The organism is Curtobacterium sp. MCPF17_051, assembly GCF_003234595.1.
GTDB lineage: Bacteria > Actinomycetota > Actinomycetes > Actinomycetales > Microbacteriaceae > Curtobacterium > Curtobacterium flaccumfaciens.
In genome coordinates this window covers 64,027-86,360 of the sequence record NZ_QKSE01000003.1, presented here as the reverse complement: position 1 = coordinate 86,360, position 22,334 = coordinate 64,027, and the positions used below count along the sequence as shown (strand labels likewise).

At 70.2% G+C, this 22,334-nt stretch carries 22 protein-coding genes; 9 read left to right on the top strand and 13 right to left on the bottom strand.

Features of this window, described 5'->3' with window-relative positions; genetic code table 11:
* The 3 genes from DEJ35_RS03165 to DEJ35_RS03155 form a co-directional block, all read right to left on the bottom strand.
* Complete coding sequence (locus tag DEJ35_RS03165) at nt 1–489, bottom strand: DedA family protein (RefSeq protein WP_111192039.1); 489 nt, start codon at nt 487–489, stop codon at nt 1–3.
* A gap of 61 nt (nt 490–550) precedes the next feature.
* Nucleotides 551–1,582, bottom strand: coding sequence for a YihY/virulence factor BrkB family protein (locus DEJ35_RS03160; protein WP_111192038.1), 1,032 nt, complete (start codon nt 1,580–1,582; stop codon nt 551–553).
* A gap of 4 nt (nt 1,583–1,586) precedes the next feature.
* Nucleotides 1,587–2,102: a hypothetical protein gene (locus DEJ35_RS03155; RefSeq protein WP_110858709.1), complete on the bottom strand. Its 516-nt coding sequence runs from the start codon at nt 2,100–2,102 to the stop codon at nt 1,587–1,589.
* Between the two features lie 63 nt (nt 2,103–2,165).
* Between DEJ35_RS03155 and DEJ35_RS03150 the strand changes: the two genes are divergently transcribed.
* Complete coding sequence (locus tag DEJ35_RS03150; RefSeq protein WP_110858708.1) at nt 2,166–2,906, top strand: MBL fold metallo-hydrolase; 741 nt, start codon at nt 2,166–2,168, stop codon at nt 2,904–2,906.
* 191 nt (nt 2,907–3,097) lie between these two features.
* Here the strand turns inward: DEJ35_RS03150 and DEJ35_RS03145 are convergent, their stop codons facing one another.
* The 7 genes from DEJ35_RS03145 to DEJ35_RS03115 all read right to left on the bottom strand — a co-directional run bounded on the left by DEJ35_RS03145 (nt 3,098) and on the right by DEJ35_RS03115 (nt 9,567).
* On the bottom strand, nt 3,098–4,141 hold the full coding sequence (locus tag DEJ35_RS03145; protein ID WP_111192037.1) for a Gfo/Idh/MocA family protein: 1,044 nt from the start codon (nt 4,139–4,141) through the stop codon (nt 3,098–3,100).
* Nucleotides 4,142–4,214: 73 nt separating this feature from the next.
* Entirely contained in the window at nt 4,215–5,108 is an 894-nt protein-coding gene (locus DEJ35_RS03140) for a prenyltransferase (RefSeq protein ID WP_111192085.1), read from the bottom strand.
* A gap of 29 nt (nt 5,109–5,137) precedes the next feature.
* The gene (locus DEJ35_RS03135) at nt 5,138–5,608 is read right to left on the bottom strand and encodes a lycopene cyclase domain-containing protein (RefSeq protein WP_181435489.1); all 471 of its coding nucleotides are present in this window, start codon (nt 5,606–5,608) and stop codon (nt 5,138–5,140) included.
* The gene (locus DEJ35_RS03130; protein ID WP_027464925.1) at nt 5,605–5,937 is read right to left on the bottom strand and encodes a lycopene cyclase domain-containing protein; all 333 of its coding nucleotides are present in this window, start codon (nt 5,935–5,937) and stop codon (nt 5,605–5,607) included. The genes DEJ35_RS03135 and DEJ35_RS03130 overlap by 4 nt, the downstream gene beginning before the upstream one ends.
* Nucleotides 5,937–7,577, bottom strand: coding sequence for a phytoene desaturase family protein (gene crtI, locus DEJ35_RS03125; RefSeq protein WP_111192035.1), 1,641 nt, complete (start codon nt 7,575–7,577; stop codon nt 5,937–5,939). Before crtI ends, DEJ35_RS03130 begins: the two co-directional genes overlap by 1 nt.
* Nucleotides 7,574–8,512 carry a squalene/phytoene synthase family protein gene (locus DEJ35_RS03120; protein WP_110858704.1) on the bottom strand — a complete coding sequence of 313 codons (939 nt, stop codon included), beginning with the start codon at nt 8,510–8,512 and terminating at the stop codon, nt 7,574–7,576. The genes crtI and DEJ35_RS03120 overlap by 4 nt, the downstream gene beginning before the upstream one ends.
* The gene (locus tag DEJ35_RS03115; protein ID WP_258378420.1) at nt 8,509–9,567 is read right to left on the bottom strand and encodes a polyprenyl synthetase family protein; all 1,059 of its coding nucleotides are present in this window, start codon (nt 9,565–9,567) and stop codon (nt 8,509–8,511) included. Before DEJ35_RS03115 ends, DEJ35_RS03120 begins: the two co-directional genes overlap by 4 nt.
* A gap of 21 nt (nt 9,568–9,588) precedes the next feature.
* Here DEJ35_RS03115 and idi point away from each other — a divergent pair, with 21 nt between their 5' ends.
* The 6 genes from idi to DEJ35_RS03085 all read left to right on the top strand — a co-directional run bounded on the left by idi (nt 9,589) and on the right by DEJ35_RS03085 (nt 17,349).
* Nucleotides 9,589–10,131 (top strand): isopentenyl-diphosphate Delta-isomerase, encoded by a 543-nt coding sequence (gene idi / locus DEJ35_RS03110; protein WP_111192034.1) that lies wholly within the window; start codon nt 9,589–9,591, stop codon nt 10,129–10,131.
* Between the two features lie 246 nt (nt 10,132–10,377).
* Nucleotides 10,378–11,427, top strand: coding sequence for a magnesium and cobalt transport protein CorA (locus tag DEJ35_RS03105; RefSeq protein ID WP_111192033.1), 1,050 nt, complete (start codon nt 10,378–10,380; stop codon nt 11,425–11,427).
* Nucleotides 11,428–11,544: 117 nt separating this feature from the next.
* Nucleotides 11,545–12,564: a LacI family DNA-binding transcriptional regulator gene (locus tag DEJ35_RS03100; RefSeq protein ID WP_017886425.1), complete on the top strand. Its 1,020-nt coding sequence runs from the start codon at nt 11,545–11,547 to the stop codon at nt 12,562–12,564.
* Between the two features lie 806 nt (nt 12,565–13,370).
* Nucleotides 13,371–14,894, top strand: coding sequence for a multiple monosaccharide ABC transporter ATP-binding protein (gene mmsA / locus DEJ35_RS03095; protein WP_181419966.1), 1,524 nt, complete (start codon nt 13,371–13,373; stop codon nt 14,892–14,894).
* On the top strand, nt 14,891–16,183 hold the full coding sequence (gene mmsB / locus DEJ35_RS03090; RefSeq protein ID WP_110858703.1) for a multiple monosaccharide ABC transporter permease: 1,293 nt from the start codon (nt 14,891–14,893) through the stop codon (nt 16,181–16,183). Before mmsA ends, mmsB begins: the two co-directional genes overlap by 4 nt.
* A 62-nt stretch (nt 16,184–16,245) precedes the next feature.
* Nucleotides 16,246–17,349, top strand: coding sequence for a sugar-binding protein (locus tag DEJ35_RS03085; RefSeq protein WP_027464932.1), 1,104 nt, complete (start codon nt 16,246–16,248; stop codon nt 17,347–17,349).
* Between the two features lie 177 nt (nt 17,350–17,526).
* On the opposite strand, the gene DEJ35_RS03080 is transcribed toward DEJ35_RS03085, so the two are convergent.
* The 3 genes from DEJ35_RS03080 to dcd are packed head-to-tail and all read right to left on the bottom strand — an operon-like array spanning nt 17,527 to nt 19,027.
* Entirely contained in the window at nt 17,527–17,874 is a 348-nt protein-coding gene (locus tag DEJ35_RS03080) for a DUF86 domain-containing protein (protein WP_111192032.1), read from the bottom strand.
* Nucleotides 17,871–18,386, bottom strand: a complete 516-nt coding sequence (locus DEJ35_RS03075; RefSeq protein WP_181419944.1) for a helix-turn-helix domain-containing protein — start codon at nt 18,384–18,386, stop codon at nt 17,871–17,873. The genes DEJ35_RS03080 and DEJ35_RS03075 overlap by 4 nt, the downstream gene beginning before the upstream one ends.
* Nucleotides 18,387–18,439: 53 nt before the next feature.
* Nucleotides 18,440–19,027 carry a dCTP deaminase gene (gene dcd, locus DEJ35_RS03070; RefSeq protein ID WP_027464935.1) on the bottom strand — a complete coding sequence of 196 codons (588 nt, stop codon included), beginning with the start codon at nt 19,025–19,027 and terminating at the stop codon, nt 18,440–18,442.
* Between the two features lie 83 nt (nt 19,028–19,110).
* On the opposite strand from dcd, the gene DEJ35_RS03065 reads away from it, so the two are divergent.
* Complete coding sequence (locus tag DEJ35_RS03065; protein ID WP_181435488.1) at nt 19,111–20,202, top strand: GNAT family N-acetyltransferase; 1,092 nt, start codon at nt 19,111–19,113, stop codon at nt 20,200–20,202.
* A gap of 52 nt (nt 20,203–20,254) precedes the next feature.
* Complete coding sequence (locus DEJ35_RS03060) at nt 20,255–22,300, top strand: cytochrome c oxidase assembly protein (protein ID WP_111192030.1); 2,046 nt, start codon at nt 20,255–20,257, stop codon at nt 22,298–22,300.
* Nucleotides 22,301–22,334: the final 34 nt, after the last annotated feature.

The following is a 22,334-nucleotide window of genomic DNA, read 5'->3' as shown; positions in this document are numbered from 1 at the left end:
CTACGGAAGCCGGGCCGGGCCTCCTGTGCGGTGGCGACGACGCAGGACCGTCAGCGTGACGCCGGCGACGACCACCAGACCCAGGAGCGCCGCGATGCCCCACCGCGAGCCGGCGAGCGCCGCGACGACCGCCCAGAACACGGCGAGCCCGACCGTCGCGTACAGGAACGCCCACGCGACGCACCCCGGCACCATCGCGATCGTGTACCGCCACCAGGCGACCCGCGCCAGCCCCGCTGCGGCGTTCATCACCGTCTGCAGACCGACCACGACGAAGCTCACCGTCACGACGGGCAGCCCCCAGCGCTCGAGCAACGCCGAACCGCGACGGACGGCCGGCGACCGCAGCCAACCGCCCCACCGCGATCGGGACGCACCCGTCACCGCGAGCCGCGCGACCCAGTACGTGGCCTGCGCACGGCAGAACACGATCACGAAGAGCGCGAGGACGAGCCACCGGAACGGGAGCCCCTCGAGGAAGGACGGCACGCTCGCACCGTAGCGTCCCGACCCGGAGAGCGCCCGTCAGCGCCGATCAGACGAGCGAGGCTCAGTCGTTGTCGACGCCCTGACGGATGCGGATGCCCTCGAGCACGTCCTGCGCCCGCTTCTCGTCCTGCTTCTCGATCTGGCGGGTGTCGCGCTCGGGGAGCTGGATGTCCTCCTCCGCCCGGATGCCGGCCTGCAGTTCGCGGCCCCGCTCGATCTCGGCGTCGAACTCGGCGCCGAAGAGCAGCGCGTTGTTCGTGATCCAGATCCACAGCAGGAACACGATGACCCCACCCAGGGAGCCGTACGTGGCGTTGTAGTTCGAGAAGTTCCCGACGTAGAACCCGAAGCCCACGCTCGCGATGATCCAGATGAGGAGCGCCAGGATCGAGCCGCCACTGACCCAGGTGAACTTCGGCTGCTTGACGTTCGGCGACCAGTAGTAGAGCACCGCGACGACGATGATCGCGATGACGAGCAGGATCGGCCACTGCACGATCGACAGGACGGTGACGGCCACGTCGCCGAGGCCGATGACGTCGCCGAAACTCCGGGCGAGCGGAGCGCTCACCAGGACCAGCAGACCGATCACGAGCAGGACGACCGTGGTGACGGTCACGCCGAGCATGGTCGGGCGGAGCTTCCAGATCGGGCGGCCCTCGCGCACGTTGTAGATCCGGTTCATGGCACGGCCGAACGCGCCGACGTAGCCGGATGCCGACCAGAGGGCACCGACGATACCGACGATGAACGTGATGGGGGCGGCGGGCGAGCGGACGAGCCCCTCGACCGGGTCGCGGATCAGCTCGACCACCTGCTGCGAACCGATGTTGCCGATGATGTCGAGGAGCGTGTCGATCGTCTTCTTCGGATCCGACACCAGGCCGAGGATCGACACGACCGCCAGCAGCCCGGGGAACAGCGCGAGCACCGAGTAGTACGTCAGGCTCGCCGCGAGGTCGGTGCACTGGTCGCTCGTGAACTCGCGCAGCGTCTTCTTCAGCGTGTATACGAGCGTCGGCTTCTTGAGGTCGGTGGGGTTGTCGGGCTTCCGGGCGTCGTCCGGATCGGGCTTGTGCTCTTCGTGCGCCATGTGACTACCCTCTCGCCTTCGCGGCCTGCTTCGACCGCTTGACCGCCTGCTTGCGGTTCTTGTTCGCCCGTCGCTGCACCGCCGCGATGCCGACCTGCTGCTTCACGCGGGCGCGGTGCGCCGGGTCCTGCTCGAGGGCTTCCTCGGCCGCCTTGGCCCGCGCCTTCCGACCCTTGCGGCCTGCCTGCGCCTGCTCCTTCGCCGAGGGGGCGTCGCCACGCGCACCGAACGGCAGCAGCGCGGTGAACGCCGAGTTCGCCGGCGGCGCGGCCAGGTGCCCGGCGGGGCGGTTCCGCAGCGCGATGCCGAGGACGATCGCCGCGACACCCGTCAGCCCGGTGATGCCCATCGCCACCAGGGGCGTGGGGTCCCGGTGCCAACGCTGCTTCGTCTTGGCGACCGCGAGCCGCGTCCGGGCGGGCAGGTCCGCGCGTCGCTTCAGCTCCGTCACGGTGTCCGTGATGCCCTCGCGGGTGCGCACGTTGGCGAGCTCGAGCTCGGGCAGACTGTCCTTGGCCATTCCCCATTTCGTACACGTCCCACCCGGGATCGTGCCCAGCAGGCCGCGTCTACCGTGCCGCACATGCTCTTCCGGGACGCCGCCGAGGGGATCCACCGCCTCGAGATCGCACACACCAACACGTACCTCGTCGAGACCGGCGATCGGTTGCTCGTCGTCGACGCCGGGTTGCCCGCCGCGTGGCCGCACCTGCAGCTCGCCGTGCACGACCTGGGCTACACGCCCGACCAGGTCGAGGGGCTCCTGCTCACGCACGGGCACTTCGACCACGTCGGCACCGCCGCACGGATGCACCGCGACTGGGGCACGCCCGTGTTCGTCCACCCGGGCGATCGGCACCTCGCCGCGCACCCGTACTCGTACCGACCGCAGACGAACCGCTTCGGGTTCGTCGCGCTCCACCCGGGTGGTCTGCGCCCCCTGGGTCGGATGCTGCTGGCCGGTGCGGTCACGGTCGACGGCATCGCGGACACCGAACCGCTGGAGAGCCGCGCCGACGTGCCGGGCAACCCGTGGATCATCGAGACCCCGGGGCACACCGACGGCCACGTGGCGCTGCACTTCGCCGACCGCGACGCCGTGATCGCCGGGGACGCGCTCGTCACCTTCGACCCGTACACGGGCGGGATCGGACCGCGGATCGTGGCACCCGCGGCGACCTCGGACGTCGAGACGGCGGTCGCGTCGCTCGACCGGCTCGCGGACACCGAGGCGAAGCACGTGCTGCCCGGCCACGGGCCGGGCTGGTCGCTCGGCGTGCGGCGGGCCGTCGCGCAGGCGCGGCGGGTGGCCGGCGCCGCCTGAAGCGGCGTCCAGCTCGCGAGTCCACGCGCTCAGCGACACCCCACGGGCGCTCCGGCGCGTGGACTGTCGGTGAGCGCGAAAGGTCTCGAGGGGGGTGCGCAAGACGCCACCGACGCGTTGGGCGCGACCAGAGCCGGCCTGGAGGCGCGGTGCGGGCCCGCCCCGCGCCTCCAGGCCGTGGGTGGTTGCGGTCAGGACGGGACGACGACGTCCTCGGGCAGACCGGACGCCGCGGAGCGGCCGGCGGCCTCCATCAGCGCCAGGCTCCGCAGGTTGTCGCGCCCGCTCGTCTCGGGGGTGGGGCCGCCCTGCACCGAGCGGGCGAACGCCTGCAGCCCGCCCTGGCGGTCGGTGTGCGCGAGCACGGGGAGCTCGACCGGCTCGGCGACGTCGTCCTGCGTGCGGCGGACGGTGACCCGGTCACCGTCGACCGCGTTCGGCTCACCGTCGCGGCTCGTGAACCAGAGCTCACCGTCCTCGCCCTCGATGCTCCACTCGCCGGCCCAGGCGGTGCGCGGGCCACGGCTCAGCCAGCTGCCGCGGTAGTTGACCACCGTGCCGTCGTCGAGCTCGATGATCATCGAGGCGACCGCTTCGTCCTGGTACTTGCTGTAGGCGGGGTAGCTGGCCTTGGCGAAGACCCGGACTGCCTCTTGCCCGGTGATCATCCGGAGCAGGTCGAAGTGGTGGATCGCCATGTCGTTGATCATCGCGTGCGGGAACCGGTAGTGCGGGTACGTCTCGGCGGGCTGGTCGTTGTCCCACTGCCGGAAGTCGACGTTGATCGCGGAGACCTCGCCGACGACGTCCGCCTCGAGCATCTCCTGCACCACCCGCGGTGCCGGGTACCAGCGGTAGTTCTGGCTGACCTGCAGCACCAGGCCGAGCTCCTCGGCGCGACGGACCGCGGTGACGGCCTCGTCGGTGGTGTTGGCGAACGGCTTCTCGACCAGGACGTGCTTGCCGGCATCGAGGGCCTCGAGCGCGAGCGGCACGTGCGTCACGGCCGGGGCGGTGATGACGACGGCGTCGGCCTCGACCGCGGCGAGCGCCTCGGTCAGGGACCCGAACGCCGCGGAGGCCGAGAGCCCGAGGTCGGTCCGCACGGCCTCGAGCGTCGGCGCCGACGGGTCGACGATCCCGACCACCTGCACTTCCGACACCTCTGGGATGGCGGTGCGGGCCCAGTTGCCGCCCCACCCTCCGAGACCGACGTGGATGATCCGGACGCTCATGCGTGCACTCCTTCGTGACTGCCGTCGTGGCTGGTGACGCACCACGGTCGCCGCGGTGCGTGCGTCCAGTCTGTCAGTGCGTGAAGGCGTACGCGATGAGCGCCATCGTCACGATGAACCCCGCCAGGTAGTTGATCCAGAGGAACCGCTTCCACCCGGCGTTCGCGGCCTCGGCGCCCTGGTCCGTGATGTTCCACCACGGCAGCACGTTGAGCGCGTACGGCACGACGACGATCGCGGCGATCGGGCCCGGGAACGCCGAGAACAGCAGCGCGACCCCGGCGACCAGGTACGCGACGAAGGCCAGGCGGACGGTGGCCCGGGCGCCGATCACGGTCGCGACGGAGCCGATGCCCCCGGCGCGGTCGGCCAGGACGTCCTGCACGGCACCGAACGCGTGCGAGGCCACGCCCCACAGGAAGAACGCGATGCACACGGCGACGAGCTCCCCGGTCCAGTGCGGGCCGGCGAGGGCGAGGCCGTAGACCGCCGGCGACACGAAGTGGGTGCTCGACGTGAGCGAGTCGAGGAACGGCTTCTCCTTGAACCGCAGGCCCGGCGCCGAGTACGCGATGACCGCGAACACGCTGATCGCCAGGACGAGCCACGACCACGGCCCGTTGCGGCTGACCGCGCCGAGCACCACGAGCGCGACGAGGAAGGGGACGTTCGTGACGACGACGGCCCACAGCGTGGTGCGGTGGACGCTCTTGTCGAGCAGGGCGCCCTCGACACCGCCCTTCCGGGGGTTGCGCAGGTCGGACTCGTAGTCGAAGACGTCGTTGATGCCGTACATCGCCAGGTTGTAGGGCACCAGGAAGTACACGACGCCGACCAGGAACGCGACGAGCGAGAATCCTCCGCCGCCTTCGACGCCGACCCCGCTGCCGAGCAGGTACGCGGCGCCGAACGGGTAGGCGGTGTTCACCCAGCTGATCGGGCGCGACGACACGAACAGAGCGCGCATGGTCGACGGCCTGGAGGCGGTGCTGGCGTTCACTTCGTGTCCTCCGCTGGTGCTGGGGTCGGGTCGGGCGCGGGGCGCGCGCCGGTCCGGTTGCGTGCGCCCGTCCGGTCGCGTGCGCCCGTCCGGTCGCGCGCGCCGGTCCGGTCGGGTGCGCCCGTCCGGTCGAACAGGACCCACAGGCTGGGCAGCAGCACGATGGCGGACATCGCGTAGGCGAGGTCCTCGACCGGGATCGCACCGATCTTCGCACCGCTGATGAGCGAGGGGTCGTAGGCGACGATCCGCAGCGTGACGATGACGTTGTCGAACACCATCGTCATCACCAGCAGCGCGACGCCGGCGATCACGGACGTGAGCACCGCGACCCGGCGCCCGACCGCGGGCCGTCGACCCGCCGCACGGGCCCGGCGGGCGGCGACGATGCCGGCGACCACGGCCACGACGGCCGTGACGCCGAAGAACGGCAGGGCCAGGAGCGCGTACGCCCCGGTGCCGTTCACGCGCGCCGCCGATCGGTCGCCCGCTGCACCAGGGGCCGGACGAAGCCGACCAGGTCCATCGTCGAGTAGCAGAGCAGCAGCAGGAAGAAGAGCTCCTCGAGCGGGACCTCGGGCGCCAGGAGCACCCCGGTGAGCAGGTTCTGCGGCCCGATGAAGAAGATGCCGGCAGCGACACCGGCGACGTCCCACACCATGAAGAACGCGACACCGACGACCATCACGGCCGCCGCCCGCCACGGTGCCCGCCAGAAGAACAGCCGGAAGCGGGCGTCCAGCACGGTCATGCCGACCAGGGACACCACCAGGCCGGCGAGGTAGACCCCGGGCATCAGGCGGTCTCGGTCCGGTCCCGCGGAGCCCCGAGGGGTGTCGGCAGCGGCTCGGTGCTCCGGTCGCCGTGGATGCGCTTGAGCAGGACCTCGGCGCTGATCAGGCACATCGGCAGACCGATGCCCGGGATCGTCGAGGCGCCGACGTAGTACAGCCCCTCGACCTTCTTCGACACGTTCTTCTCGCGGAAGAACGCGCTCTGCTTCAGCGTGTGCGCCGGGCCGAGCATCGAGCCGTTCCAGGCGTTCAGGTCGTCCGCGAAGTCGCGCGGTCCGATCGTGCGTCGGACCCGGATGCGGTCGCGCAGGTCGGGCACCCCGGCCCGCTCGGCCAGCACGTCGATGGCACGGTCCGCGATCTGCTCGACCTGGTAGTCACCGGCACCGTCGATGCCGCCCTTGCCGATCGACAGGTCGGCGGGCAGGGGCACCAGGATGAACAGGTTGCTGGTGCCGGGCGGGGAGACGCTCGGGTCGGTCTCGGAGGGGGCGCAGACGTAGATCGAGGCGGGGTCCGGCACGTGCCGGTCGTCCCCGAAGATCGCGCCGAAGTTCGCCTTCCAGTCCGCGGTGAACATCAGGGTGTGGTGCAGCAGGCCCGGCGTCGGACCGTCGATGCCGAGGTACACGAGCACCGCGCTCGGGCCCGGGTCACGCTTCTTCCAGTGGTCGGCGCCGTGGGTGCGGTGCTCGCGGTCGAGCAGCTGCATCTCGGTGTGCTGCATGTCGGCAGCGCTGACCACGAGGTCGGCGGGGGCCGTGTGCTGCACGCCGTCGCGGTCGCGGTGGACGACCCCGGTGGCGACGCCGTCCTCGACGACGATCCGCTCGACCTTCGCACCGGCGATGATCTTCGCGCCCTCGGCCCGGGCGACCCGCTCGACGGCGGAGATCACCTCGGTGATGCCGCCCTTCGGGTAGAGCACGCCGTCAGCCAGGTCGAGGTGGCTCATCAGGTGGTACATGCTCGGCGCCGCGTACGGGCTCGTGCCGAGGAACACCGCCGGGTAGCCGAGGATCTGCCACAGGCGACGGTCGCGCACCGCGGTCTCGGCGAACGTGGAGAGCGGCTCGAGCAACAGGCGCGCCAGCTTGGGCAGGCGACGCAGGACGTCGGGTGCCGCGAGCTTCGTGAGGTCCTGGAAGCTCGTGTAGAGGAACCGACGCACCGCCATCGTGTAGGTGTCCTCCGCCGACGCGAGGTACTTCCGCATCCGCTCGCCGGCACCGGGCTCGATGGACTCGAACAGCGCGATGTTGGCCTCGGCGTCGGCCCGCAGGTCGATCGGCTCGTCGTGGCCCTCGCTGTAGACGCGGTAGCCGGGGTCGAGCTTCACCAGGTCGAGTTCGGCCTCGGCCGACGTCCCGAGCAGCTGGAAGAAGTGGTCGAAGACCTCGGGCATGAGGTACCACGACGGCCCGGTGTCGAACCGGAACCCGTCCTGCTCCCACGAACCGGCACGGCCGCCGAGCTGCGTGCGCTGCTCCAGCACCGTCACCGAGAAACCGTCGCGTGCGAGCAGCGCCGCGGCCGCCAGGCCGCTGATGCCGCCGCCGATGACGACGGCGCGGCGTGCGGGCACCTTGCGCCGGGTGGTGGTGGCGACCGTCATCGGTCGGGAGGCGCGGGGCGGGGTCATGAGGAGCCTCCCGGCCGGTGGGTGGTGACGCGTGACCGGAGCGGTGCGCGTCCGGCGAGGACCTGCGCGGCGAGGCGCACCTTCACCGGGTTGGGGACGCGCACGCGCGTCGTGACGAGGCGGCTCGCCGGCGTGCGCGCAAGTCGGTCGTTGAGTTCCTGGAACAGCGCGTGTGCGAGTCCGACCGCGTTGCGGGCGTCGGCCGGCAGCAGCCGGATCGTCCGTGCGGCGTGGTCGAGGTCGGCCTGCACGTCGGCGACCAGGCGGTCCTTCGTGGCCTCGTCGAAGGACCGGATGTCGACACCCGGGAAGTACGAGCGACCGAGCACCTCGAAGTCGGCGTGCAGGTCACGCAGGAAGTTCACCTTCTGGAACGCGGCGCCGAGCGCACGCGCCCCGGCGACGAGTTCGGCCTGGTCGAACGTCGGACGACCGGCCCGGTACACGAACGCGCGCAGGCACATCAGACCGACGACCTCGGCGGAGCCGTACACGTACGCGTCGAACGAGGCGTCGTCGTGCTCGGTGCGGTCGAGGTCCATGCGCATCGAGGCGAAGAACGGGGCGGTGAGCTCGGCGCCGAAGCCGGTGGCGCGGGCGGTGCGGGCGAAGGCGTGGACGACCGGGTTCACCGAGAAACCGAGCGCGATGGCCCGTTCGGTGTCGGCCTCGAGCTCGTCGAGCACCGTGCGGGCGAGCTCGCGGTCGAGCCCGGCCTCGGTCGCGGGGCCGTCGACGACCTCGTCGGCGACGCGGACCAGCGCGTAGACGTTCCGGATGTGCTCGCGTGTGTCGCGGGCGAGCATGCGGCTCGCCAGTCCGAACGACGTGGAGTACCGGTCGATGACGACACCCGACGCGGCCTCGGCCGTGGCGTCGTAGAGCTGGAGGCGAGCCGGACGGGATCCGGTCGCCGTGGTGGTGCTGTGGGTCACCGGGCGCGCTCCACGAGTTCGGTCACGAGGGCCTCCAGGCGGTCGGCGAGGTCGTACGGCAGCCGGGCGAGCTCGGCCCGGGCGAGTGCGGTGTGGTCGGCGACGCGTTCTTCCGCGGCGCCGCGCGCACCGCAGGAGACCAGGGTCGCACGGACCTCGTCCGCACGGGCCTCGGTCAGGTCCGGGTCGCCCAGGTACGGCTCGAGGTCCGGCCAGCAGTCCGTGGTCGCCGCGTAGGCGATGAGCATCGTGCGCTTGCCCTCGCGCAGGTCGCCCAGCACGGTCTTGCCGGTCATGGTCTCGTCACCGAAGACCCCGAGCAGGTCGTCGACGATCTGGTACGCGATGCCGATCTCGCGACCGAAGGCACCGAGGGCGGTGACGATCTCCTCGTCGGCGCCGGCCAGCACGGCCCCGGACTGCAGCGGCGCCTCGAACGAGTACACGCTCGTCTTCGCCCGCTCCATCGCCAGGACCTCGTCCACCGTCGGCATCACGCCGAGTGCCAGGTCGACGTCGGTCATCTCGCCGGCAGCGCTCGCGAACACGGCCTCGTCGAACAGTTCGAGCAGTCGCTCGCGCCGAGTGCCGTCGACGCCAGCGGCCTCAATGAAACGGGGCGCACCGGCGAGGGCCAGGTCACCGGCGATGACGGCGGCGCTCATCCCCCGGTGCTCGGCGGTCGGCAGCGGCAGGCCGCCCGTCGTGCCGGTGTCGCGGAAGGACCCGGCGACGTTCGGCTGCCCGCGGCGCGACCAGTCACGGTCGATGACGTCGTCGTGCACCACGAGTGCGGTGTGCAGGAGTTCGTACGCCGCCGCGACGTTGGCGGCAGCGTGCACGTCGGTGCCGCCCATGCCGGCGTACGCGGTCATGACCATGCGGGGCCGGAAGCGCTTGCCGCCCATGCTCGCCTTGCGGAGCACGCGCCACAGTTCCTCCGACGGTCGGCCGTAGCGCTCGGCGCGCATCGACGACACGGCGAAGAAGCGCTCGAGGCAGTCGTCGACGAGCGCGAGGTCGATGTGCGGCACGGTGGTCGCTTCCTCGCTCATTGGCCTAACCTATCGAGACAGATGAACGCTTTCCCTGAATCCGTGGTGCTCCTGGCCGACGACCGTACCCCGATCGGCACGGCGGACAAGTTCACGGTGCACACAGCCCACACGCCCCTGCACCTGGCGTTCTCGTGCCACGTCCGGAACACCGACGGTGACGTCCTGGTGACCCGACGAGCACTGTCGAAGAAGACCTGGCCGGGGGTGTGGACGAACACCTTCTGCGGCCACCCCGGTCCGGACGAGTCCTTCGAGGACGCCATCGCCCGTCGGGCCTCCCGCGAGCTCGGCATCACCGTGCGCGACGTCGAGGTCGTGCTGCCGGAGTTCCGGTACCGCGCAATCGACGCCTCCGGCATCGTGGAGAACGAGGTCTGCCCCGTCTTCCGCGCCGTGACCGACGACACCCCTGCGCCCGCGGACGACGAGGTCGCCGAGTGGGCGTGGGTGTCCGAAGACTCTCTCAGGCAGGCCGTCGCCGGCGCGCCGTTCGCCTGGAGCCCGTGGCTCGGGTGGCAGCTCGCCGAGCTCGAGACCGCTGGGCTGCACGTCACGCGCTGACGCTCCCCCGCCTGCCGCGACGGGTTGTCCGACCCGAGCCGCAGGCGTACGCTCGACCGTCGGCAGCGCTCTGGGCGCCGCCACGACGAGACGAGAAGGGCAGGTGAGGCGCGATGTCGGGTGACCATCCTCGATCGGGCCGGCCGCCCGTGTCGGTCGTCGCGCCCGCTCGCTGAACCTGCCCCGCCCCGGATCACCTCTGGGGCGCCATCGCGCCCGCCTGCTCCCCACCGAAGGAGCACGCACATGGCACTGATCGACAACGCGATCTACGTCCGGGGACGCCGCGTGGAGTCTCCGTCGACCCTGTCGCGCCCGGCTCGTGGTGACCTGACGTGGATCGGGCTGCTCCGGCCCGACCCGCACGAGCTCGAGGCCGTCGCCACCGAGTTCGACCTGCACGAGAACGCCGTCGAGGATGCCCGCAAGGGACACCAGCGCGCCAAGCTCGAGCGCTACGGCGACACCCTGTTCCTGGTGCTCCGGCCGGCCTGGTTCGACCAGGCCTCGGGCACCGTGGAGTTCGGCGAGGTGCACCTGTTCGTCGGCGACCACTTCGTGGTGAGCGTCCGGCACGCCGCCCGACCCGACCTGGCGGTGCTGCGGGCGCAAGTCGAGGCGGACCCGGAGTTCCTGGCGAAGGGGTCGGAGGCGGTGACCGCCGCTGTGCTCGACGAGGTCGTGGACGGCTACGGCCCCGTCGTCCAGGTGCTGCAGGAGCAGATCGACGCCATCGAGGACCAGCTGTTCGCCGGGCAGGTCGACCCCGGGGTCTCGAAGCGCATCTACCAGCTGCTGAGCGAGGTCCTGGCGTTCCAGCGGGCCACCACCCCGGTGCCGGCGATGGTGACGGGGCTGCTCCGCGGAGCCGACAAGTACGGCGTGGACGACGACGTGCAGCACCGGCTCCGCAACGTGCACGACCACGCGCTTCGCGTCACCGAGCGCGTCGACTCGTTCCGCGCCCTGCTCGAGAACGCCCTGACCCTGCACGCCACCCTGGTGTCGCAGGAGCAGAACGAGGCGATGCGCCGGATGACGAGCGCGAGCCTTGCCCAGGGTGAGGAGAGCCGGCAACTCGCCCGGGCAGCACACCGCCAGGGCGAGCAGGTCAAGAAGATCTCGTCGTGGGCGGCGATCCTGTTCGCACCCGGCCTGATCGCCGGCGTCTACGGGATGAACTTCGACCACATGCCCGAGCTGCACTGGCACTACGGGTACCCGGTCGCGATCCTCGGCATGCTCCTGCTGATGGGCGTGCTCTGGGCGATCTTCCGCAAGCGCAACTGGCTCTGAGCGGACGGCGGATCGACGCACAGGTGGCGTCGATCCGCCGGACGTGCATAATGATCTGGCCCGGAATGTGAACGTGCACATCGATGTGCCACGACACCCGGGCGGAAACGAGCAGCAATGGCGTCATCGCGGACACAGCAACCGCGTTCGCCCAGCATCCGTGACGTCGCACGGATCGCGGGCGTCTCGCACCAGACCGTCTCGCGGGTGCTGAACAACTCGGATGCGATCCGGGCCGAGACACGCGACAAGGTCCTGGCGGCCATGGAGCAGCTGCAGTACCGGCCGAACCGGGCCGCACGCGCCCTGGTCACGAGCCGGACCCACACGATCGGCGTCCTGACGGCCCGCCGCGCCCACTACGGTCCCGCCGTGGCACTGCAGGCGATCGAGGACGCCGCGATGCTCCGCGGCTACTCGGTCACGACGGCGAACATCGCCGAGGCGACCGACGCCGCCGTGCGGGAAGGACTCGGTCACCTGCTCGACCTCGACGTCGAGGGCATCGTCGTCATCGCGCCCCAGCAGCGGGTCTTCGACCTGATCGCGGAACTCGGCATCCGCACCCCCTACGTCACCATGCGCGCCAGCGTCGGCGAGGACCCGACGGCCCTGTGGGTGGACCAGATGGAGGGGGCACGACTGGCGACCGCGCACCTGCTCGACCTCGGGCACGAGTACGTCCGGCACATCGCCGGACCACAGGACTGGATCGAGGCCGACGCCCGCATGCAGGGGTTCCTGCGCGAGATGTCCGACCGCGACATGGCCGTCGCCCCGCCGATCCTGGGCGACTGGACCGCCGACTTCGGCTACCACGCCGGCCGCGAGCTGCTGCGGTGGCGGGACTGCACCGCGATCTTCTGCTCGAACGACCAGATGGCGCTCGGCGTGATGCACGCGGCACGCTCGTACGGGCTCGACGTCCCGGGCGACCTGTCCGTGGTCGGCTACGACGACATCCCGGAGGCGAAGCACTTCTGGCCGCCGCTCACCACGGTGCAGGTCGACTTCGCGGAGCTCGGGCGTCGCTGCGTGGACCTGCTGCTGCCGAGTGAGGGTGAACTGCTCCGCCCGATCGACATCGTCCCGCAGCTGGTCGTGCGCGCCTCCACGAGCGCGCCCCGCACGCGCTGACGCACCTCGGGCCGCGCCACGACCCGAGTACCGGCCACGAACTTTCGCCCAGGTACGCCCGAAACGACCCGGTACGCCCGAACCCACCAGGTACGCCCGAACCCACCCGGTACCCCCGGCAGTACCTGCCAGGAACGGGCATACCTGCCGCAAAGTTCCGACCAGGTACGCCCGAAGACACCAGGTACGCCCGGAACAACCCGGTACGCCCGGGACCTCTCGGTATGCCCGGAACCACCAGGCCGCCGCGGAGTACCTGCCATGAACGGGCATACCTGCCGCAAAGTTTCGACCAGGTACGCCCGGAACGACCAGGTACGCCCGAAATCACCGGGTACGCCCGGAACCGCATGGCGGCGGCGCACCGGCGAGCGCGGCTCCGGACGCGACCACGAAGCGGACGGGAGGCCCGTGGCGGGCCCGCCACGGGCCTCCCGACCGCGCATGCGGTTCCGCGCAACGAAACCCCCGTTCCCGGGGCCCCTGGCCCCAACCCGGGGGACGTTCCCTCCGGATCACGCACGCCGTTACGAAAACGCGACCAATCCGAATTGACAGCCGCACCGAGGCTGTGCGTAAATTGCCTCCGTCCAGCCGATGTGACCGTTCACATGAGCGTCACACCGAGCCGGATCCGGACGCGACAACGAAGTCCACACAGGCCCCCTGTGCTTTCGCTGCCGCAGCAGAACCACCCGAACACACTGCCGCACCGAAGCGGCAGAAGGAGATGCACTGTGGCGTCAACCCCGATCGACACCGGCCTCGAGACCCGGTCGATCACCGCACCCGAGACGATCCTCGAGATGCGCTCGATCACCAAGGAGTTCCCTGGTGTGAAGGCGCTGGCCGACGTCTCCCTCAGCGTCCGCGCCGGCGAGATCCACGCGATCTGCGGCGAGAACGGCGCCGGCAAGTCGACCCTGATGAAGGTCCTGTCCGGCGTCTACCCGTACGGCACCTACAGCGGCGAGATCGTCTACGAGGGCGAAGAAGTCCGCTTCTCGAACATCAAGCAGTCCGAGCAGGCCGGCATCGTCATCATCCACCAGGAGCTGGCGCTCATCCCGGAGCTTTCGATCACCGAGAACCTGTTCCTCGGCAACGAGCCGAGCCGCTTCGGGCGCATCGACTGGACCGCCGCGCAGCTGCGTGCGCAGGACCTGCTCGCCCGCGTCGGCCTGGCCGACGACCCGGACACGCAGATCAAGAACCTCGGTGTCGGCAAGCAGCAGCTCGTCGAGATCGCGAAGGCCCTGCACAAGGACGTCAAGCTCCTGATCCTCGACGAGCCGACCGCCGCGCTCAACGAGAACGACTCGCAGCACCTGCTCGACCTGATCGTCGGGCTGAAGGCCAAGGGCATCGCGAGCATCATCATCAGCCACAAGCTCAACGAGATCGAGCAGATCGCCGACGAGATCACGATCATCCGCGACGGCAAGGCCATCGAGACGCTCAACGTCAAGGCGGACGGCGTCAACGAGGACCGCATCATCCGCGGCATGGTCGGCCGCTCGCTCGAGTCGCGCTTCCCCGACCGCACCCCGAAGATCGGCGAGACCTTCTTCGAGGTCCGCAACTGGACCGTGCAGCACCCGATCGACGCGTCGCGCCTGGTCTGCAAGGCGTCGAACTTCCACGTCCGCAAGGGCGAGATCGTCGGCTTCGCCGGTCTGATGGGCGCCGGGCGCACCGAGCTGGCGATGAGCCTGTTCGGTCGCTCCTACGGCACCTGGATCGACGGCCAGATCATCAAGGACGGCCGCGAGATCAAGGTCACGAACGTCCAGCAGGCGATCGAGAACGGCATGGGCTACGTCTCCGAGGACCGCAAGGCACTCGGCCTGAACCTCCTCGACACCGTGAAGCGCTCGACGGTCGCCGCCGACCTGCAGAAGATCTCGAAGGCCGGCGTCGTCGACTCGCTCGAGGAGTACTCGGTCGCCGAGAAGTACCGCAAGATGCTCCGCACGAAGGTGCCGAGCGTCGAGGACAACGTCGGCAAGCTGTCCGGAGGCAACCAGCAGAAGGTCGTCCTGTCCAAGTGGATGTTCACCGACCCGGACATCCTGATCCTCGACGAGCCCACCCGCGGCATCGACGTGGGCGCCAAGTTCGAGATCTACGGGATCATCCAGCAGCTCGCCGCCGAGGGGAAGGGCATCATCCTCATCTCGTCCGAGCTCCCCGAACTCCTCGGTCTCTCCGACCGGATCTACACCATCTTCGAGGGCCAGATCACCGCTGACCTCCCGGCCGACCAGGCCGATCCCGAATCGCTCATGCGCAGCATGACCTCCGCGCGGAAGGGCGCCACCGCCTCATGAACAACCTGAAACTGCTCTTCGGCAAGGGCAACAGCATCGGCCAGTACGGCATGATCATCGCGCTCATCGTGCTGCTGATCTTCTTCTCGGTCACGACGAACGGGCTCATCCTCGAGCCGACCAACGTCATCAACCTGTTCCTGCAGTACTCCTACATCCTGATCCTGGCGCTCGGCATGGTCATGGTCATCATCGCGGGGCACATCGACCTGTCGGTGGGTTCGGTCGCAGCGGTCGTCGGCATCGTCGTGGCGCAGTCCATGGCCGTGTGGGACTTCCCGGTGTGGGCCGCCATCATCCTGGGTCTCGCGTGCGGTGCCCTGATCGGTGCGTGGCAGGGCTTCTGGGTCGCGTTCGTGAAGGTCCCGGCCTTCATCGTGACGCTGGCCGGTCAGCTCATCTTCCGTGGTGTGAACCAGATCATCGGCAACTCGACGTCGGTCCCCGTCCCGGACGCCTTCACCCCGATCGGCGCAGGCTTCCTCGGTGACTTCGGCCCCGACTTCGGCTTCAGCAACGGCACGCTGCTCATCGGCCTCGTCACGATCCTCGCGCTCATCATCATCGAGGCCCGTGGCCGTGCCCGCCGTCGGAAGATGCAGGCCGAGGTCCCGCCGCTGTGGGTCTCGATCGTCCGCACCGGCATCCTGGTCGCCGTCACGCTCGTCGCCACGTACCTGTTCGGCGCCGGCCCGGTCGGCACCTCGGTCCCGATCGTCGCGATCATCCTCGGCATCCTGACCATCGTCTACGGCTTCGTCACGAAGAACACGATCTTCGGTCGCCAGGTCTACGCCGTCGGTGGCAACGCCAACGCAGCCGTCCTGTCCGGCGTCTCGGCGCGGCGGGTCAACTTCTTCGTCATGATGAACATGTCGGTCCTCGCCGCGATCGCCGGCATGGTGTTCGTCGCCTACTCCGGCGCCTCGGGGCCCGCGGACGGCACCGGCTGGGAGCTCGACGCGATCGCCGCCGTGTTCGTCGGTGGCGCGGCGGTCGCCGGTGGTGTCGGCACGATCTCCGGCTCGATCATCGGTGGTCTCGTGATGGCGCTGCTGTCGAACGGTCTGCAGCTCATGGGCCTCGAGTCCAACCAGGTGCAGATCATCCGCGGCCTGGTCCTGCTCGTCGCCGTCGCCTTCGACGTCTACTCGAAGTCGCAGGGACGCCCGTCGCTGATCGGCGGCATGATGCGGCAGTTCCAGCGGAAGGACACCGAGCAGAACACGGTGGCCGCCCAGCAGCCGCGGTCCATCGAGGACCAGCCGGACAAGATCACCCTCCCCTAGTCCACCCCTCCCCACAGCGGGGCTCCGGCCCCACACCTCCTCAACGAAGAGAAAGCAATCACATGCGCAAGAAGATCGTCGCCGGCCTCAGCCTGGCGCTCATCGCGGGCCTCGCCCTCAGCGGCTGCTCGGCACGCGGCTCGTCCGACGACGCCGGCAGCACCAGCAGCATCAAGAAGGGCGACCTCATCGGCGTCGCCCTGCCGGCCAAGACCTCGCAGAACTGGGTCCTCGCGGGCGCCGCGTTCAAGAAGTCGATCGAGGACGCCGGCTTCAAGGCCGACATCCAGTACGCCAACGCCGGCAACCCGGTCCCCGACCAGCAGTCGCAGATCTCGGGCATGATCACCAAGGGCGCCAAGGCCGTCATCATCGGTGCCGCCGACGGTTCGCAGCTGACCGCGCAGGTCAAGTCCGCAAAGGACCGTGGCGCCGTCGTCATCGCCTGGGACCGCAACATCCTGAACACGAAGAACGTCGACTACTACGTGGCGTTCAACAACTTCAAGGTCGGCCAGCTCCAGGCCGAGGCGCTGCTCAAGGGCCTCGAGGAGAAGAAGGGCGACAAGCCGTACAACGTCGAGCTCTTCGCCGGTTCGCCGGACGACGCCAACGCGACCGTGTTCTTCAACGGTGCGATGGACGTCCTGCAGCCGAAGATCGACGACGGCACGATCAAGGTCGTCTCCGGTCAGACCACGTTCCAGAAGGTCGTCACGCAGGGCTGGCTCGCGCAGAAGGCCCAGTCGCGCATGACCGACCTGCTCTCGCAGTACTACACGGGTGACACCGAGCTCGACGGCGTCCTGTCGCCGAACGACACCCTCGCCCGTGCGATCCTCACCGCGACCAAGGCCGCCGGCAAGGACAACCCCGTCGTGACGGGCCAGGACTCGGAGACCGCGTCCATCCCGCTCATCATGCAGGGCACGCAGTACTCGACGATCTTCAAGGACACGTCGAAGGAGGCCCAGGCGGCCGTCGACCTCGTCTCCACGCTGTCGAAGGGCGACAAGCCCGACACGAAGATGGACAAGACGAACAACTACAACGGCAAGAAGACGGTCCCCGCGATCGAGCTCACGCCGGTCCTGGTCACCAAGGACAACGCTGTCGAGGCCTACAAGGGCAACGACACCCTCGAGGAGCTCGCCAAGAAGGGCTGATCTCCCCAGCACCACGGACGGCCCCGTCTCGCCTCGGCGAGACGGGGCCGTCCTGCGTCGTCCGGAGGCCGGCCACACGGCGGACGGGAGGCTCGGTGCACGTCGTGATCCGTGCCTCCAGTCCGCCTGGTGGTCCGCCCAGGGCACGTGGCCGCGCCCGGTCCGAGCCCGCGCCGGTCAGGGGTGGGCAGCGCGCAACCGGCGCGCGGCGTCGGCGAGGTGTGGGACGTCGGTGCGGGCGGTGCCGAACACCAGCGCCCGCGTCGTGTCGAAGTACCGCCGGGTCAGTCGCTCCCCCAGGTCGGCCACGCGCGACCACGGGATGCCGGGCTCGCTCGCGGTGACCCCGGCCGGGAGCACCCGGACGGCCTCACCGATCTCGACCAGGCGCATCCGGACCGCGTCGTGCACCAGGTCCTCGGGCACCCGCTCGTCGTCGACGTAGCGCCGGATCGCCTCGCACGCCCGGATCACGTCGTCGAGCCGGTCGCCGACGGCACGGCGGACGCCCGGCTCGGCACTCACAGCGGCACCGCGGTCCGGACGACGCCGGGGCGCATGCCCGCGGCGTCGACCACGTCGACCCGGACGCCGAGCAACCGCTCGGCGGCGTCCTGGATCCGCATGAGCGCGAAGATCCCGAGCCCCGCGTCGACGTCGACCATCAGGTCGACGTCGCTGTCCGGGCCGTCGTCACCCCGGGCGACGCTGCCGAAGATCCGGGGGTTCCGCCCGCCGAACCGCTGCACGATGTCGACGAGCTCCTGCCGGGCGGCGACCACCCGTTCGAGGAGCGGCTGGGGTTCCTCGACCGGCTGGAGGTCGATCGTCGTCGTGAAGCCCGCCGCCCGGAGCATCCGCTGCAGGGCGGCGAGCGACGGTTCACGCCGACCGTTCTCGTACGTGCTGATGACGCTCTGCGTGACGCCGGCGCGCCGGGCGAGCTGGACCTGGGTCAGTTCGGCGCGTTCTCGGGCGTCGCGGATGAGCACCGCGGCCGACAGTGGCGGGGCGGACCGTGGGGGAACAGCGGACATGCTGCAACGATACACAGCATCCAACATTTCGTCCGTCGCCGGACCGGCGCGGTTCAGCGGGGGTCGGAGACGTCCGCCCGGTGGAAGTTCTGCGCCGAGCGGGACGCCGTCGGGCCGCGCTGACCCTGGTAGCGGGACTGGTACTCGGCGGAACCGTAGGGCTTCTCGGCCGGGCTCGACAGCTGGAAGAAGCACAGCTGTCCGATCTTCATCCCCGGCCACAGTTTGATCGGCAGCGTCGCCACGTTCGACAGCTCGAGCGTCACGTGCCCCGAGAACCCGGGGTCGATAAAGCCCGCGGTCGAGTGGGTCAGGAGGCCGAGGCGACCGAGTGAACTCTTGCCCTCGAGTCGCGCTGCGATGTCGTCGGGCAGCGTCACGACCTCGAACGTGGAACCGAGCACGAACTCGCCCGGGTGCAGCACGAACGCCTCGTCCGGGTCGGTCTCGACCAGGCGGGTCAGGTCCGGCTGGTCCACCGCGGGATCGATGTGCGGGTACTTGTGGTTGTCGAACAGCCGGAAGAACTTGTCGAGCCGGACGTCGATGCTCGACGGCTGCACGAGCGAGGCGTCGTACGGGTCGAGGCCGATCCGGCCTTCGGCGAGCTGGGCGGTGATGTCGCGGTCGGAGAGCAGCACGGACGAAGCCTAGCGGCAGCGGGCGTCGCGCCGGTATGCTGCCAGGCTGCCCACCACCCGGGCGGGTGGCGTTCGGAGCAGTGATGACCACGTACACCGTCGACGAGATCACGGTGCCCGCCACCATGGACGACGACCCGGCGACCGTCGCGACCTTCGCCGAGTGGCTCGCGGTGTCCGACGGGGCCGAAGCCGCCGTGCACGGGCTGCACGAGTTGGCGTGGACACCGGAGGAGTACCTGCCGCTGTGCCGCGAGCCGGGCGCCCCGAGCCGGCTCTTCGTCGCCCGTGACGATCGCGGCACCGTGGTCGGTGCGGGCTCCTACGACACGAAGCAGGAGCCCGGCACCACCAACTGCTGGCTGACCGTCGGCGTCACCCCCGGGCACCAGCGCCGCGGTGTCGGAACGCTGCTCGCCGACCACCTGGAGTCGATGGCCCGCGCCGACGGGCGCACGCAGTGGAAGACGTACGCCGTCTCGCGGCAGGTCGGTCCCGCGTCCGGGCCGGGGTTCGTGCACGCCCCGACGGGGTTCGGCGCCGTCCCGGAGGACGAGGCCGGGGTGCGGTTCCTGACCGCCCGCGGCTGGCACTTCGGGCAGGTGAACCGGATCAGCCGGCTCCCGCTGCCCGCCGACGCATCCGTGGTGCGCGGACTGCACGAGCGGGCGTCTGCTGCCGCCGGTCCGGAGTACCGCGTGCACGCCTGGACCGGTCGCACGCCGGAGCAGTGGCTCGACGGCATCGCCCTGCTCGAGACCCGGATGAGCACCGACGCGCCCGCCGGGGGCATGGAGGAGCCCGAGGACGTCTGGACCGCCGAACGCCTCCGGGAGCACGAGGACGAGCTCGCCCGGGCACCGCGCACCCTGCTCACCGTGGCCGTCGAGCACCTGCCGACGACCACCCTGGCCGGTTTCACGCAGTTGTCCGTGCCGAACGATCCCGCACGCCCGGCACAGCAGTGGGACACCCTGGTGCTCCGCGAGCACCGCGGCCACCGGCTCGGCTGGCTGCTCAAGGTCGTCGGGATCCAGGAGCTCGAGCGGCGGTTCCCGGGGCGTCCCTCGATCATCACGTTCAACGCGGAGGAGAACCGCCACATGCTCGACGTGAACGAGGCCGTCGGGTTCGTCGGCGTCGGCTGCGAGGGCATCTGGGAACGGCGGGTCTGAGCGCGCATCCGAGGGGCCGCCTTCCAGCCGGCACGCCTACCATTGGACGGTCATGACCGTCACGTCACCCGAAACACAGCCCACCGGGTCAGCGCCGGACGCCGCCCCCGTCACCGGGCGCTCGTCCACCGTCGCGACGGTCCTCGTCATCGCGATCCCGTTGGCCGTCGCGTGCTCGATCCTCGGGCTGACGATCACCGGCGCGTTCAGCGCGGGTCAGCAGCTCGTGTCCGCCGGCGACGTCGTCGAGTACGGCCTGCCGATCGCCCGCGTCGTGCACGACACGATGGCTGCGCTGACCGTCGGGTTCCTCATCGTCGCGGCGTTCGCGCTGCCCGCGCAGAAGAAGGACCACGGCGCTCTGTCCAGCGTGCAGCACCGGGCCACCCGGTGGGCCGCGGCGACCGGCGCCGTCTGGTTCCTGGCAGCCGCGGTGAGCATCGTCCTGACCGGCGCGAACACCCTCGGTGTCCCGCTCACCAGCCCGGTGTTCGCCCGCAACTTCATGCTCTTCGCGTTCCAGGTCGAGATCGGCCAGGCGCTCGTGGTGTCGGCTGCCGCGATCCTGGTCGCCACGGTGGTCGCTGCGTTCGCCACCCGGGTGACGACCCTGGCGTTCGCCACCGTGATCGGCCTGTTCGCCCTGCTCCCCCTGGCCCTGTCCGGTCACGCCGCCGGGTCACTCGAGCACGCGAACGCGGTGAACTCGCTCGCGATCCACCTGGTCGGGGTGTGCGTGTGGGCCGGCGGCCTGGTCGCCGTGGTCCTGCTCCGCACCCGCACCAAGGGCGCGACCGGACGCGTCATCGCCCGGTACTCGACGCTCGCCGGCTGGTCGTTCGGGGCCGTGGCGTTCTCCGGCATCGTCAACGCGTCGCTGCGTCTGACCGGCCCGCTCGACCTGGTCACGACGACGTACGGCTGGCTCATCACCGTCAAGGCGCTCATCCTCTTGCTGCTCGGCGTCGCGGGCATCGTGCAGCGCCGGAAACTCGTGCCCGGGCTCCTCCGCGCACCGCTCGACCGCCGCGTGTTCACCCGGTTCGCGCTGGCCGAGATCGTGTTCATGGCCGTGGCCATCGGCGTCTCGGTCGCCGTGTCCCGCTCGCAGCCGCCGATCCCGCAGACCCCCGCGACGGGCGAGGACACCCGCTCCGGCCTGATCGGGTTCCCGTTCCCGCCGGCACAGACCACGCAGACCTACCTGACCCAGTGGCACATCGACTGGGTGTGGCTCGGCCTGGCCGTCGTCGGGGCGGTCTGGTACCTGCTGGCGGTGCGCAAGCTCCGGAAGCGGGGCGACGCCTGGCCCGTCGGTCGCACCATCGCCTGGCTGATCGGCTGCGCCCTGTTCATCTGGACCACGTCGGCCGGCCCTGCCGTGTACGGCATGATCCACTTCTCGTCGCACATGCTCCAGCACATGCTGCTGATGATGTTCGTCCCGCTGCCGCTCGTGCTCGGCGGCCCGGTGCTGCTCGCGCTCCGCACCCTGCCCGTCCGGAACGACGGCTCACGCGGCGCCCGCGAGTGGCTCATGCTCTTCGTGCACTCCCGCTGGATGCAGTTCCTCGGCAAGCCCGCCGTCGCGGGCATCATCTTCGCCGGGTCCCTCGTGGTGTTCTACTTCACGCCGGCGTACCAGGCCGCGATGCAGTCGCACGAGTGGCACGTCGCGATGATCATCCACTTCGTCCTGAGCGGCTACCTGTTCTTCTGGGTCTTCGTCGGTGTCGACCCGGGCCCGCAGCGCCCGCCGTACCCGATGCTCATCATCACCCTGCTCGCCACCCTGGCGTTCCACGCGTTCTTCGGCGTCGCGGTCATGACGTCGCAGTCGGTGTTCGCGCTCGACTGGTTCCACGCGCTGGGCCAGACGAACGACGCCGCGCTGCTCGACGACCAGCACACCGGCGGCGGCATCGCCTGGGGTGCGTCGGAGCTGCCGATGGTGTTCGTGGCCCTGCTCGTCGTCCGGAACTGGATGCGCTCGGACAAGCGCGACGCCAAGCGCCTCGACCGCAAGGCCGACCGCGACGGTGACGCCGACCTCAAGGCCTACAACGACCGCCTGGCGGCCATGAGCAAGCGGGACTGAACCGCCGGGCCGACCAGCGCAGGCAGTGCGGCAG